The sequence below is a fragment of the Acidithiobacillus thiooxidans ATCC 19377 genome (genome assembly GCF_009662475.1).
GTDB lineage: Bacteria > Pseudomonadota > Gammaproteobacteria > Acidithiobacillales > Acidithiobacillaceae > Acidithiobacillus > Acidithiobacillus thiooxidans.
The window spans coordinates 11,952-23,793 of the sequence record NZ_CP045571.1 but is presented as its reverse complement, the minus strand read 5'-3'; the positions used below and the strand labels follow the sequence as shown (position 1 = coordinate 23,793).

Genomic DNA, 11,842 nt, shown 5'->3' with positions numbered 1-11,842 from the left:
AGGTCAACCCAGGGGGAAATCCATCACAATCCGCGCGCCACCATTAAGGCCCTGATTATCGGCAATAATCACTCCGCCATGCTCTTCGACAATGCGGCGGACAATGGCCAGGCCCAAGCCCGAACCTTTGACCTTGCTGGTCACATAGGGCTCAAATACCCGGGCCAGGAGTTCTGCCGGAAAACCAGGACCGTCATCCATTACGCTCAACTCTAGCATCTTTGCCGAGCCGCTGTCCGTCAAGCCGGTGCGAATCAGAATATGTTTTCCGGCAGGACTTTGTTCCGTACCTTGCAGGGCATCCATGGCGTTACGCAGTAAATTGTTGAGAATCTGGCGCAGGCGATGCACATCCGCGCGAATACTGGGCAGATCCGCAGCCAGCTCCGCACGGATTTCAATACCATTTTCCTGCCCTCGATAGAGGTCCAGAACATCGAGAATCAAAGGATTGATCTCCAGCGGCCGAAGCTCGATTTGCGGTTGCCGGGCATACTCGGAGAAAGCATCTACCAGCACTTTCAGGGCATCCACCTGATGAATAATGGTTCGCGTCGCCCGATCCAGGGTTTCACCTTCATCACCCAGACGCTCCAGATATTTGCGGCGCAGGCGTTCGGCCGAAAGCTGGATGGGCGTCAGCGGATTTTTGATTTCATGGGCCAGACGGCGGGCTACCTCGCTCCAGGCGGCGCTGCGCTGGGCGGAAACCAGGGTGCTGATGTCATCAAATACCAGAACAAAGCCTTTACTGCCGGCTTCGTCGGCAAATTGCGCACCATGTACAATCAGGGTTTGCGGTCCATCACTGCGTTCCAGTTGCAGCTCTTTTTGCATACCGGTGCGGGGATGTTCCACCCACTCGGTCACCAGCTTCCAGAGCGGTTCGAGAACGGCCCCGTCCTGCAGTTCTTGCAAAGCCCGGCCCTTGGGTAAATCTTCCTGCAGAATCTGGACAGCTGCCGCATTGATTTCTGCCAGGCAATGCTCGCCATCAAAGGTGAGAATGCCGCTGGATAATTGTCCCAACATGGTTTCCAGATAGAGCCGGCGCTGCTCTGCCTGCTCCTGAGCGGCGGCCGCCTGCTGTTTGGCGCGGGCAAGCTGGCGCGTCATATTGTTGAAGGAGTGCAGCAAAACGCCCAACTCATCCTGACTGGCAATGGTTTGCAGGGGGATAAATTCGCCCCGGGCTACGGCCTGGGTGCCTGCAGCCAGCCGGGCAATAGGGGCCGTCAGCCGCCTGGCCAGATGCAGCCCCATCCACACCGCAGACAAAACTGCCAGGAGCAGCGCTACGGCCAGACTGAGCTGAAAAGCCGTTTTCATGGGCTCACGCATCAGCATGAGCTGATGGTAGCGGGTATAGGCCACCTGTACGGCTTCTGCCGCCTTGGTAAGCTGTTCGGGAATGGGCTGCTCCACATAGAGCATGCGGTTACTTTCACCCAGATGTGGGCTCAGAACGGGAATCAGCGCCTTGACCAGCAGGCTGCCATCCGCTTCAGGCTCAATATTTGCGGTTGGATGCCCTTCATCAGACAGAATTTCCTGACGCGGCAGGCGCGGTGCCAGGGCCAGATTATTACTGCTGGTGGCAATAATCCGGTTATCACTGGAAAACAGGGTGACACTGCTCAAATGGTACTGATCACGCAAGGCAATGACGGTGAGGATGGCGTTACTGTCTGATTCACCCACCAAAGCCTGGGCGATGCTCTCGGCAGCCAGCAGCGTCGAATTGCGATAACGGTCAATGCCGGCCTTGGCTACATTCAAAGCCTGGTCCAGAGCACTTTGCACGGCCGAACTAAACCAGGAATCGACCCCCCGATTCAGATACTGCCAGGAAAATCCGAAAACCACGGCCGCAGGCAGAAAACTCAACAGGGTGATGATGATCACCAAACGCGTGGCGAGCTGACTGCCTACTTCTCCCCGACGCAGCCGGACCAATAGCGCCACCACGGAAACGAGCACCAAAATCAGTAGAAAAAGGACAATACCCGCTGAAATGACCAGCATAGGGACAAAATAGCGGCTCAGGGGCCCGCCCGCGCTGGTAAAAAAATTGATCGCCAGAAAGCCTAAAATGGCCAGAAGCAATAAAATGGCACCCCAGCGAGGGCCAACCTTCTGGCGTTCCGGCGCCGCGCCGGCACTGAGGGCGCGTAACCAGTTTCTCAGTTTGAAAGGAGCGCGCTGACGGTCCATGGGGACTCCAGTTTCCAGTGATCCAGCAATGCACGCAGGCGCAGAGGGACAGGCAGAGCCTGTATATCCACATAAACCCGCAGCGCTACCCGTCCCCGTGCCGCGCCCTGTTGCAAAGGCAACTCGAAATCATGAATCTGCTTCAGGACGCTGACAACATCCTGCCAATGATTGAATAAGCGCATGGTGCCTGCTGCATTTTTCAGTGCGTATTGATTGGTCAGCGGATAATAGTGAATTTGCCAGCGGGCTTCTTTTTGCGCATGGGTGCCCAGACCGGTAATAAAGGAAAATGGTTCGGGTTCCCGCCATTCCGCTTTTACGACCCAGATCAGGGTCTGGCCCTGATCGAGAATTTCCTGCAGCAGGTCTTCTTTAGTGATTTGCACCTGAGCATTGATTTTCACCCGGTTCATTTCTGGCGCGACCTGTAACTGTTCCACGTGAAACGCGGTACCTGCCAAAGCCCAGCCAGAACCCACAAAACACCACAAGCCCAGGATCAGGCCCAGCCAAACCGCGCCGCGCTTGCGCATCATGCCACCCGCTCGCGCAAAAACCAGCACAGAGGTCATCCAGCTTTCACCAGGAGGGCATAGTAAAAACCATCCATGTCATTCTGACCCGGCAAATGTTGTCCGGTGAGGGGATGGGCCTGCTGGCGGGCATCCTCGTGGCGTGCCAGAAACGCCCGAATCTGCAACAGATTTTCTTCGGGCAGAATCGAACAGGTCGCATAAAGAAGACGACCGCCAGGGCGCAAACAACCCCATAATGCCTCTAGAAGGCGTTGCTGTTGGGCCACGGCCTGCTGGACATCTTCGGCTTGACGGCGCAGGCGGATATCGGGATGCCGGCGAATGACGCCAACGCCCGTACAGGGCGCATCCAGGAGAATGGCGTCATATGGTTCACCATTCCACCAGCTTTCCGGATCACCCGCATCGGCAGCCTGGAGATGGGCAATAGCCCCCTGCCGGAATAGCGCTTCCCGTAATTTCTGGAGACGTTCTGCAGAGCGGTCCAAGGCATCCAGACGGCGTGCGCCCAATGCCCAAAGATGCGCAGTTTTTCCTCCCGGTGCGGCACAAGCATCCAGTATTCGTTCTTCGGATTGGGGAGCCAGAATGTGCGCGGCCATCTGGGCCGCCGCATCCTGCACGGCCACCCAGCCCGCGTCCCAACCCGGAAGCGTGGCGACCGGAATGCTTTCGGGAAGACAAAGAGCGGCGTCACTCCAGTCCACCCCATGACAGGACAAACCTTGTGCCAGCAGCAACTCGCGGTAGTTTTCCGGGCTGACCCGCTGCGTATTGACGCGCAGCCAGAGGGGTGCGGGACGATTGTTGGCGGCGGCTATGGCTGACCATTCTTCCGGATAGGCTTCCCTGAGGCGCGCGGCCAGCCAGGCCGGATGACTCAGATCAGGATCCGCTAATTGCGCTTCCAGGGCTTCACGTTCACGCAGAAAGCGGCGCAAAACCGCATTCATCAGACCCTTAGCCCAGGTTTTCTGGAGGGTTTCGACCATCTCCACCCAATCGTTCACCACCGCAAAAGCGGGGCGCTGTCCATGCCGCAATTCAAAAAGTGCCAGATGCAGAAGAAAACCCAGATTCTGGTCTTCTTCCCGCCAGCTTTTGCGCAGCAGTAATCCGGATAATTTCTGCAGTAACAAATATTCCCGCAAGGTTCCCAGCACCAGCCACTGCAATGTGGCGCGCTCCGGGCCGCTGACTGTCGTAGCGGCCAGGGCCTGATCCACTTTTTCGCCTTCATCCACGGCTTGCAATACCTTGATGGCTGCTTGCCGCAGCAGGGTTCCGCCGGGCATGCCGGGGCTTCCCTGGTGATTTGGTTTTTTACTCATCCCAACTTTTCTCCCTGCACAGGATGATATCCACGGATGAAATCTCCCGCGCTGAGTTTTCCCTTGCCCGCCGGTTGCAAAAGCAGCAATTCGAGTTGCCCGTCACCACAGGCTACCGTGAAACTCTCCTTGTGGATGGCGGTGATGCTTCCTGGCGCAATATCCACCGTTGTCGCTATCGGTCTGACTTGCCAGACGCGCAATCCTTTCTCCCGAAACAGCGTATGCGCAATGGGGCTGGGATTAAAGGCGCGCACCTGACGGTCCAGCATTGCAGCGGGAAGCTGCCAGTCCAGCAAGGCTTCTTCTTTCTTCAGCTTACGCGCGTAGCTTACCCGGCTTTCATCCTGAACCAGTGCTGTTGCGGTCCCTGCCCAGAGCGCGTCCAGAGCCTGCCGCAAGGCGGCTTTGCCCAGCAGTGCCAGACGATCATGGAGGCTGGCCGCCGTGTCTTCAGGATGTATGGGACAGGTAAGTACGTTTAGCACCGGTCCAGAATCCAGCCCGGCTTCCATTTGCATAATGGCCACCCCGCTTTCCGCGTCTCCGGCAGCAATGGCGCGGGCAATGGGGGCGGCACCACGCCAGGCGGGTAACAGACTGGCGTGGACATTAATGGCGCCAAGGCGGGGTGTATCGAGAACTGTCTGCGGAAGTATCTGTCCATAGGCCACGACAATCAGGAGATCCGGCTGCAGGCTGCGCAACAAATCCAGAGCCTCGGGAGTTTTGCAGGACTCCGGCTGAAAAACCGGAATACCCGCCTCCCTGGCCAATTGCTTGACCGGGCTTTCCTGCAGATGGCGGCCGCGCCCGGCAGGTCGGTCGGGCTGCGTCAATACCCCCACCAGAACCTCTGGACCGACCAGTAATTCTTCAAGAACGATGCGGGCGAATTCTGGAGTTCCCGCAAAAACAATGCGTTTACTCACCCTGACGCACCCGCTTTTCCGCCTTGCGACGGATCAGATTCTGTTTCAGGCGCGACAGATGATCCACAAACAAGGTGCCATTGAGATGATCAATTTCATGCTGAATGCATACCGCCAGCAGGCCATCAGCTTCGAGCTCAATGAGTTTCCCCTGTACGGTCGTTGCCCGCAGGGTAATTTTTTCGGCCCGCCGAACCGTTTCCAGAACACCGGGAACCGACAGACAACCTTCTTTCATTTCTTCCTCGCCACTATGGGCGATGATTTCGGGGTTCACCAGCACCATCAAATCATTGCGATTTTCAGAAACATCCACGACAATCAGGCGTTGTCCGGCGGCCACCTGAGGAGCCGCCAAACCGATCCCCGGAGCATCGTACATGGTTTCCGCCATGTCATCGGCAAGCTGCTGAACCTGCTTGTCCACCCGGACAATAGGCTGCGCCATATTCTTGAGGCGCTGATCGGGAAATTCGAGTATTTTCAGGAGCGACATTTTTACCACCAAATTAATGAAGGGCTATCCGGCAAAAAACGTATCTTGGACTAATACTATCCCCTGCGGAAGTCCAGCGGAGATCATTACATGTACAAACACATATGGCGCAACCTTGTTTTTACCCTCGGCCTGAGCGCCCTGGCTCCGGTAATGGCCCAGGCGGCGCCTGCCGGTATTCAACTGCGCACACAACAAAGTTATACCGTAAAACCTGGAGATACCCTCTGGGGCATTGCCGGCCATTTTCTGGTTCATCCCTGGCAGTGGCCACAGATATGGCATAAAAATCCCTACATTCAAAACCCCAACCTGATTTATCCCGGCGATCGCATTGTCATCCACTATGGGGCCAATGGTGAACCCGAACTGGGTCTCGCATCGTCTTTCAGTGAAAACGGAAGCAATTTTGTGGAGCTGCGTCCACAAATGTCGAAAGAGGCTGTACCCTCGGTTTCTACTGGTGAAGTGATGCCCTTTCTCGGTACTCCCGGAGTAATCGACAGTAAAAAAGTCTTCGCGCAACTGCCTTATCTGGCTGCAGCCGCCAAGCAAAGACCCACCTATGTGACCGGGGATACGCTCTACACAGTCGGACTGGAAAAAGCCTCTGTTGGCAGCCGCTACCAAGTCGTCACCCTGGGACCGGAGTTATTCCAGGCCAAAACCCATCGTTCTTTAGGCTATGCTCTGGAAGACCTGGGGCAAGTGACGGTCACCCAGAGTGGTCATCACGCTGCGGTGCAAATCACCAAACTCCGCAAAGAAATTGATCTTGGTGCACGCCTGGTACCCGTCGTCACAACGGCAATCCCTCATTATTTTCCCAGTGCACCCCTCCATGCTGTCGCGGGTCATATCATTGGCCAACTGGATGGGAACCCGGCGCTGACCGTCGGTCAGGTAGTCATCATTGATCAGGGTGCCCGGGATGATCTCAAGCCCGGTAATATCCTGCAGATCCAGCGTAGTGGGGTAACGACCAATGCGGTTACCGGCAAGGCCTTTACACTGCCGGACCAAACCATCGGCGATATCATGGTGTTCCGGGTTTTCCCCTCGGTTTCCTATGCAGTCATCACCATGGCCAGTCAGAGCATCCGCCTGGGAGATGCAATTCACAGTCCTGCCTCAGCCGATGGCACTGTGCAAAAATAATGTCTGATGCCGCCTGGCTGGCACTTTGCCGAATTAACGGTTTGGGGCCACAGCGGCAACAGGCTTTACTGGAGCGATTTAGCCATGCCGCCGCCTGCTTTCAAACGGGGGCCGGCCTGTTACAAGACCTCGGTTTGTCCGCAAAGCAGATCCAGGCTCTGCAAAAAGACCCCGAAGACCTTATCCGTCCTGCTGACCGGCGCTGGCTGAATAGTCCCGATACGGATTTATGTCGCTGGACGGATCCCGATTATCCGCCTTTGCTGCGACAAATTCCCGACCCACCGCCCCTGTTATTTATTCGGGGACAGCGTTCCTGTCTGAACCAGCCCATGCTGGCTATTGTCGGCAGCCGCTCGGCAACGGCTGTAGGGGCAGCTACCGCCGAGGCTTTTGCCCGTAGTCTTGGTGAAACCGGGCTGATCATTACCAGTGGCCTGGCCTTGGGCATTGACGCTGCCGCCCATCGCGGTGCACTAGTCAGCGGCACTGTTGCCGTACTGGGCACCGGTGCCGATCTGATTTATCCGCGCACGCATTTACAGTTAGCGCACCAGATTATCGAGCATGGCCTGCTCGTCAGTGAACAGGCCCCGGAAACCGGACCGCATAGTGGCCTGTTTCCACGTCGCAACCGCATCATCAGCGGACTCAGTCTGGGGGTACTGATTGTTGAGGCGGCAGAAAACAGCGGCTCCCTGATTACTGCCCGCCTGGCTATGGAGCAGGGGCGAGAAGTATTTGCGGTACCCGGTTCGATCCACTCACCGCTGTCCCGAGGTCCGCATCGTCTGATTCGTGACGGTGCCAAACTGGTGGAAAGTGCCGAGGATGTGTTGAGCGAGCTGGGGCCGCTATTTGGCGCATTATGCCAGGCCCGACCGGTAACAGCAGCGGATCATTGGCAACCTGACGATCCCCATCAGGCGAAAGTCTGGGCAGCCATGAACTTTGATCCGCTGACAGCAGAAGAAATTGCTACGCGTTGTGGATTGACGCTGGGCGAGCTTTCGGCCATCCTCTTGGAAATGGAAATATCAGGTTACCTCACGGCCAGCCCCGGCGGCCGGTTCTGTCGCCTCCCTCCTGCACCCTGAAGGCTCTGGCATGGAAGACGTCATAGACATAATTACATACCTACTGGATCACCTCGACGACGAAGACGACGCGGTCATTGAAGATCATCTTCGTGCCGTGGGTTTTCCCGACGCGGACATTCAGCGCGCCCTCGACTGGATGGAAGGTTTTGCTGTTGAAGAACAGGAAGATACCAGTCCCCGAGCGCTGCGCGCCTATCATCCCTACGAGCTGCAGAACCTTTCTGTGGCAGCACGCGGTCAACTGCATGACTGGGAACGCCTAGGCGTCATTAACGGCGCCATGCGGGAGCGGATCATTGATCGCTTACTGGCCCTCGACCTTGAGGATATGGATATGGAAACCCTTGACTGGGTTGCCTTCATGGTAATGGCCAACGATCCCGGCCCGGAAGCACTCTGGGTAGACGCCTTACTGGACACAGACGGAACCCGGATACTGCACTGACCTATGGCCCATCAGCTCGTAATTGTCGAATCTCCTGCCAAAGCCAAAACCATCCAGAAATATCTCGGGGATGATTTTGAAGTTCTAGCCTCTTATGGTCACGTTCGTGATCTTCGCCCCAAAGAAGGGGCCGTTGATCCTGAGCAGGATTTTGCCATGCGTTATGAAGCCATCGAGCGCAATGAACGGCATGTAGAAGCCATTATCAAGGCATTGCGCAAGGCTGATAAACTCTGGCTCGCCACCGATCCGGACCGCGAAGGCGAGGCCATTTCCTGGCATTTGGTAGAACTGCTGCGCGAGCGCAAGCAGTTGGGAAACAAGCCCGCCCAGCGCGTGGTTTTTCACGAAATCACCAAAAAGGCCGTGCAGGAAGCCATTGCCAATCCCCGCGAAATCGCCATGGATCTGGTCAATGCCCAACAGGCCCGGCGCGCCTTGGACTATCTGGTGGGCTTCAATTTGTCGCCGCTGCTGTGGCGCAAAGTGCGTCCCGGGCTTTCTGCCGGTCGGGTGCAAAGCGCCGCTCTGCGTCTGATCTGCGAGCGGGAAGACGAAATTGAGGCATTTGTCAGCCAGGAATATTGGACGATTGCGGCACGCCTGCTGCACGCCGACAGTGAGTTTTCCGGGCGTTTGACGCACTGGCAAAACAAAAAACTGGAACAATTTGATATCAACAATGAAACCCAGGCAGAATCCATACGCAGCAGTATGGAAGCGGATATGCAGCAGCAAGCGCTTCAGGTCCGCGAAGTGGAGCGTAAAAGCCGGCAACGTCAGCCTGCCGCGCCTTTTACAACCTCCACCCTGCAGCAGGAAGCCTCCCGCAAACTGGGTTTCAACGCCAGCCGCACCATGCGCGTCGCCCAGCAGCTTTATGAAGGCATAAACATTGGGAGTGAAACCGTCGGCCTGATCAGTTACATGCGTACGGATGCCGTCAACCTTTCCGAAGAAGCCATTGCCGATATTCGCGGTTTCATCGACGGGCATTATGGTCATGAATTTGTCCCTGAAAGCCCACGTCGTTACAAAACCAAAACCAAAAATGCCCAGGAAGCCCATGAAGCTGTGCGCCCGACGGACATCAGTCGAACGCCGGAAATGCTGCAGGGTATTCTCGAAAAGGATTTGTGGCGGCTATATGATCTGATCTGGAAACGCAGCGTCGCCTGTCAGATGGCTCCGGCCCGCCTGGATATGGTCGCTGTAGACATGGATGCCGGGACCCACTGGACGCTACGTGCCAACGGTTCGACCGTTACTTTCCCCGGCTTCATGGCGGTTTATCTGGAAGGGAAAGATGATACGGACGAAGATGAAAATAATCGTATTCTCCCGCCTCTGGAACAAGGCGACCAGCCGCAAGTTCAGGGCGTAGATCCGGAACAGCATTTTACCGAACCGCCACCCCGCTACAGTGATGCGACGCTGGTAAAAACTCTGGAAGCCCATGGCATCGGGAGGCCCTCTACTTACGCCAGCATTATTCAGACCCTGCAAAATCGCGAATATGTAGAAACGGAACAACGTCGCTTTAGGCCCACCGATCTGGGCAGAGTCGTTGGACGCTTTCTGTCCAATCATTTTGAGCGTTATGTGGACTACAACTTTACCGCAGGTATGGAAGATGAGCTGGATGCCATCTCCCGTGGCGAAAAGCAATGGCGGCCGGTACTGAACGAATTTTGGGGACCATTTCGCTCCTTGCTGGATGAAAAAGCCAACGTCAGTCGCGCCGAAGCCACCAGCGAAGCCATGGACGAAAATTGTCCTGAATGTGGAAAGCCACTATTTCTGCGCCTTGGACGGCATGGTCGTTTTGTCGCCTGTTCAGGATACCCCGATTGCAAGTACACCCGTCCTGTGGACGGGCCCCGGGAAGCCCCTGAACCCGTTGGACGCGACTGTCCCGACTGCGGAAAACCCCTGGTGTATAAAACCGGGCGCTACGGGCGCTTTATTTCCTGCAGTGGTTATCCGGAATGTAAGCACATTGAACCGTTGACCCAGCCCAAGTCTTCCGGCGTCACCTGTCCTCAATGTGGAGAAGGCGAACTGGTAGAAAAGCGCAGTCGTTATGGCAAAGTATTTTATTCCTGCAACACTTATCCAAAATGCACTTACGCTGTCTGGGGGCCTCCGGTTGCCAAAGCCTGTCCACGTTGTGCCTGGCCGATCATGATTGAAAAAAGTGGAAAACGACTGGGAGAACAACTCGCCTGTCCTCAGCCAGAATGCGGATTCCATTTTCAGGTAACCGCCAGTGAAGCAGAAATTGCTGCACTGCTGGTTGACTATACGCCGCCTCCTCCCCGGGAAAAACGCGCCGCGCCCGCCAAAGCTCCAGCGCGCAAAGCCGCCAGCAAGACAGCGAAAAGTACCGCGAAAAAGACCACGAAAACGGCTTCTGCAAAGAAAACCACAGCCAAAAAAACCACCAAGGCCTCAACAACTACCGTCGACAAACCCGCGCCCGCAGCACGCAAGCGCGCCAGTAAAAAAGTAGACAACCCATGACTTACGTCGTTACCGAAAACTGTATCCAGTGCAAATACACTGATTGTGCAGAAGTGTGTCCCGTAGAATGCTTTCATGAAGGCCCCAATTTTCTGGTTATTGATCCTGACGAATGTATTGACTGCGCCGCCTGTATTCCCGAATGCCCGGCAGATGCCATTTTTGCCGAAGACGATGTGCCGGAAGACCAGCGCGACTTCACCGCCATCAATGCTGAACTCACCAAAAAATGGCCTGTCATTTTGCGCAAGAAAAGTGCTCTACCCGATGCAGAAACCTGGAACGGCAAAACCGATAAGCGTCCACTCCTGAAAGAGGTATAAACGGAGATCATGAAATGTTTCACGTGAAACATGTCTGCTAAAAAAACAGAAGTGGGCTCTCACGAATTTTCCCCCTTACGCTTGAGTGGACGCGTCTTTACGCTTTCTGTTTTACAGTTGGAAAGTAATGATCCGACCTTGCTCAAGGCGCGCATTGACGAAGAACACCGCCGTCATCCTGCTGCTGCGGCATTCCATCAGGAATCACCGCTGGTCTTGGATCTGAGCGGCATTCCTGAAGAAGCCCCACTGGCTCTCGAAAAAATCATTCAGGTATTAAGGGATGCAGGCTGGATGCCTGTAGGCATTCGCAATGCCGCAACAACGCATCAGTTGCTGGCCACATCCCTTCACCTTCCGGTATTGCGTGGACAAGCCCAGCGCGCTCCGGCAAAACCCGAAGCAACCTTAAGCCAGCCGTCCACTGCTCCCAGCCCAGCACCATCTGCCAGCCTGCTGATTGAACACCCGGTGCGCAGTGGGCAACGAAATTACGCGCGTAATGGCGATCTGGTCTGTATGGCAACCGTCAACGCCGGAGCGGAAATCATCGCTGACCGCAACATTCATGTTTACGGACCGCTGCGAGGTCGCGCTTTGGCCGGAGTCAACGGAGATGAAAATGCCCGTATATTTTGCATGGCACTGGAGGCAGAACTGGTTTCCATCGCAGGATTATATCGGACCCTCGAACCGGACCACCCCCTTTGGGGAAAACCTGCGCAGGTTTACAGCCGGGACGAGCAACTGCATATTACCCCCTTAAATTCATAATGATCCG

General features: G+C 55.9%; 11 protein-coding genes. 6 read left to right on the top strand and 5 right to left on the bottom strand.

Features of this window, described 5'->3' with window-relative positions; translation table 11 throughout:
• Positions 1-3 precede the first annotated feature (3 nt).
• The 5 genes from GCD22_RS00095 to def are packed head-to-tail and all read right to left on the bottom strand — an operon-like array spanning position 4 to position 5,512.
• Complete coding sequence (locus tag GCD22_RS00095; protein WP_065974739.1) at positions 4-2,214, bottom strand: sensor histidine kinase; 2,211 nt, start codon at positions 2,212-2,214, stop codon at positions 4-6.
• On the bottom strand, positions 2,184-2,789 hold the full coding sequence (locus GCD22_RS00090; protein WP_065974738.1) for a DUF4390 domain-containing protein: 606 nt from the start codon (positions 2,787-2,789) through the stop codon (positions 2,184-2,186). The genes GCD22_RS00095 and GCD22_RS00090 overlap by 31 nt, the downstream gene beginning before the upstream one ends.
• Positions 2,786-4,084: a 16S rRNA (cytosine(967)-C(5))-methyltransferase RsmB gene (gene rsmB, locus GCD22_RS00085; RefSeq protein WP_065974737.1), complete on the bottom strand. Its 1,299-nt coding sequence runs from the start codon at positions 4,082-4,084 to the stop codon at positions 2,786-2,788. The genes GCD22_RS00090 and rsmB overlap by 4 nt, the downstream gene beginning before the upstream one ends.
• Positions 4,081-5,016 (bottom strand): methionyl-tRNA formyltransferase, encoded by a 936-nt coding sequence (gene fmt / locus GCD22_RS00080; RefSeq protein WP_065974736.1) that lies wholly within the window; start codon positions 5,014-5,016, stop codon positions 4,081-4,083. The genes rsmB and fmt overlap by 4 nt, the downstream gene beginning before the upstream one ends.
• Positions 5,009-5,512, bottom strand: a complete 504-nt coding sequence (gene def / locus GCD22_RS00075) for a peptide deformylase (protein WP_010640902.1) — start codon at positions 5,510-5,512, stop codon at positions 5,009-5,011. Before def ends, fmt begins: the two co-directional genes overlap by 8 nt.
• 90 nt (positions 5,513-5,602) lie before the next feature.
• On the opposite strand from def, the gene GCD22_RS00070 reads away from it, so the two are divergent.
• The 6 genes from GCD22_RS00070 to minC are packed head-to-tail and all read left to right on the top strand — an operon-like array spanning position 5,603 to position 11,835.
• The gene (locus tag GCD22_RS00070; RefSeq protein WP_065974735.1) at positions 5,603-6,670 is read left to right on the top strand and encodes a LysM peptidoglycan-binding domain-containing protein; all 1,068 of its coding nucleotides are present in this window, start codon (positions 5,603-5,605) and stop codon (positions 6,668-6,670) included.
• Positions 6,670-7,767 carry a DNA-processing protein DprA gene (dprA, locus tag GCD22_RS00065; RefSeq protein ID WP_024894352.1) on the top strand — a complete coding sequence of 366 codons (1,098 nt, stop codon included), beginning with the start codon at positions 6,670-6,672 and terminating at the stop codon, positions 7,765-7,767. The genes GCD22_RS00070 and dprA overlap by 1 nt, the downstream gene beginning before the upstream one ends.
• A gap of 10 nt (positions 7,768-7,777) precedes the next feature.
• A complete protein-coding gene (locus GCD22_RS00060) occupies positions 7,778-8,215 on the top strand; it encodes a Smg family protein (RefSeq protein ID WP_024894351.1) in 438 nt (145 codons plus the stop codon).
• A 3-nt stretch (positions 8,216-8,218) separates the two neighbouring features.
• Positions 8,219-10,738 carry a type I DNA topoisomerase gene (topA, locus tag GCD22_RS00055; RefSeq protein ID WP_081577503.1) on the top strand — a complete coding sequence of 840 codons (2,520 nt, stop codon included), beginning with the start codon at positions 8,219-8,221 and terminating at the stop codon, positions 10,736-10,738.
• Positions 10,735-11,061: a ferredoxin FdxA gene (fdxA, locus tag GCD22_RS00050; protein ID WP_081577502.1), complete on the top strand. Its 327-nt coding sequence runs from the start codon at positions 10,735-10,737 to the stop codon at positions 11,059-11,061. The genes topA and fdxA overlap by 4 nt, the downstream gene beginning before the upstream one ends.
• A gap of 30 nt (positions 11,062-11,091) precedes the next feature.
• On the top strand, positions 11,092-11,835 hold the full coding sequence (minC, locus tag GCD22_RS00045; RefSeq protein ID WP_081577501.1) for a septum site-determining protein MinC: 744 nt from the start codon (positions 11,092-11,094) through the stop codon (positions 11,833-11,835).
• The last annotated feature ends 7 nt before the right edge of the window (positions 11,836-11,842 follow it).

What these genes read in the sequence shown, in the direction of transcription:
- rsmB (WP_065974737.1), bottom strand. Translation starts at nt 4,084, where the DNA reads ATGAGTAAAAAACCAAATCACCAGGGAAGCCCCGGCATGCCCGGCGGA.
- GCD22_RS00095 (WP_065974739.1), bottom strand. Translation starts at nt 2,214, where the DNA reads ATGGACCGTCAGCGCGCTCCTTTCAAACTGAGAAACTGGTTACGCGCC.
- GCD22_RS00090 (WP_065974738.1), bottom strand. Translation starts at nt 2,789, where the DNA reads ATGACCTCTGTGCTGGTTTTTGCGCGAGCGGGTGGCATGATGCGCAAG.
- dprA (WP_024894352.1), top strand. Translation starts at nt 6,670, where the DNA reads ATGTCTGATGCCGCCTGGCTGGCACTTTGCCGAATTAACGGTTTGGGG.
- fdxA (WP_081577502.1), top strand. Translation starts at nt 10,735, where the DNA reads ATGACTTACGTCGTTACCGAAAACTGTATCCAGTGCAAATACACTGAT.
- topA (WP_081577503.1), top strand. Translation starts at nt 8,219, where the DNA reads ATGGCCCATCAGCTCGTAATTGTCGAATCTCCTGCCAAAGCCAAAACC.
- def (WP_010640902.1), bottom strand. Translation starts at nt 5,512, where the DNA reads ATGTCGCTCCTGAAAATACTCGAATTTCCCGATCAGCGCCTCAAGAAT.
- GCD22_RS00070 (WP_065974735.1), top strand. Translation starts at nt 5,603, where the DNA reads ATGTACAAACACATATGGCGCAACCTTGTTTTTACCCTCGGCCTGAGC.
- GCD22_RS00060 (WP_024894351.1), top strand. Translation starts at nt 7,778, where the DNA reads ATGGAAGACGTCATAGACATAATTACATACCTACTGGATCACCTCGAC.
- minC (WP_081577501.1), top strand. Translation starts at nt 11,092, where the DNA reads ATGTCTGCTAAAAAAACAGAAGTGGGCTCTCACGAATTTTCCCCCTTA.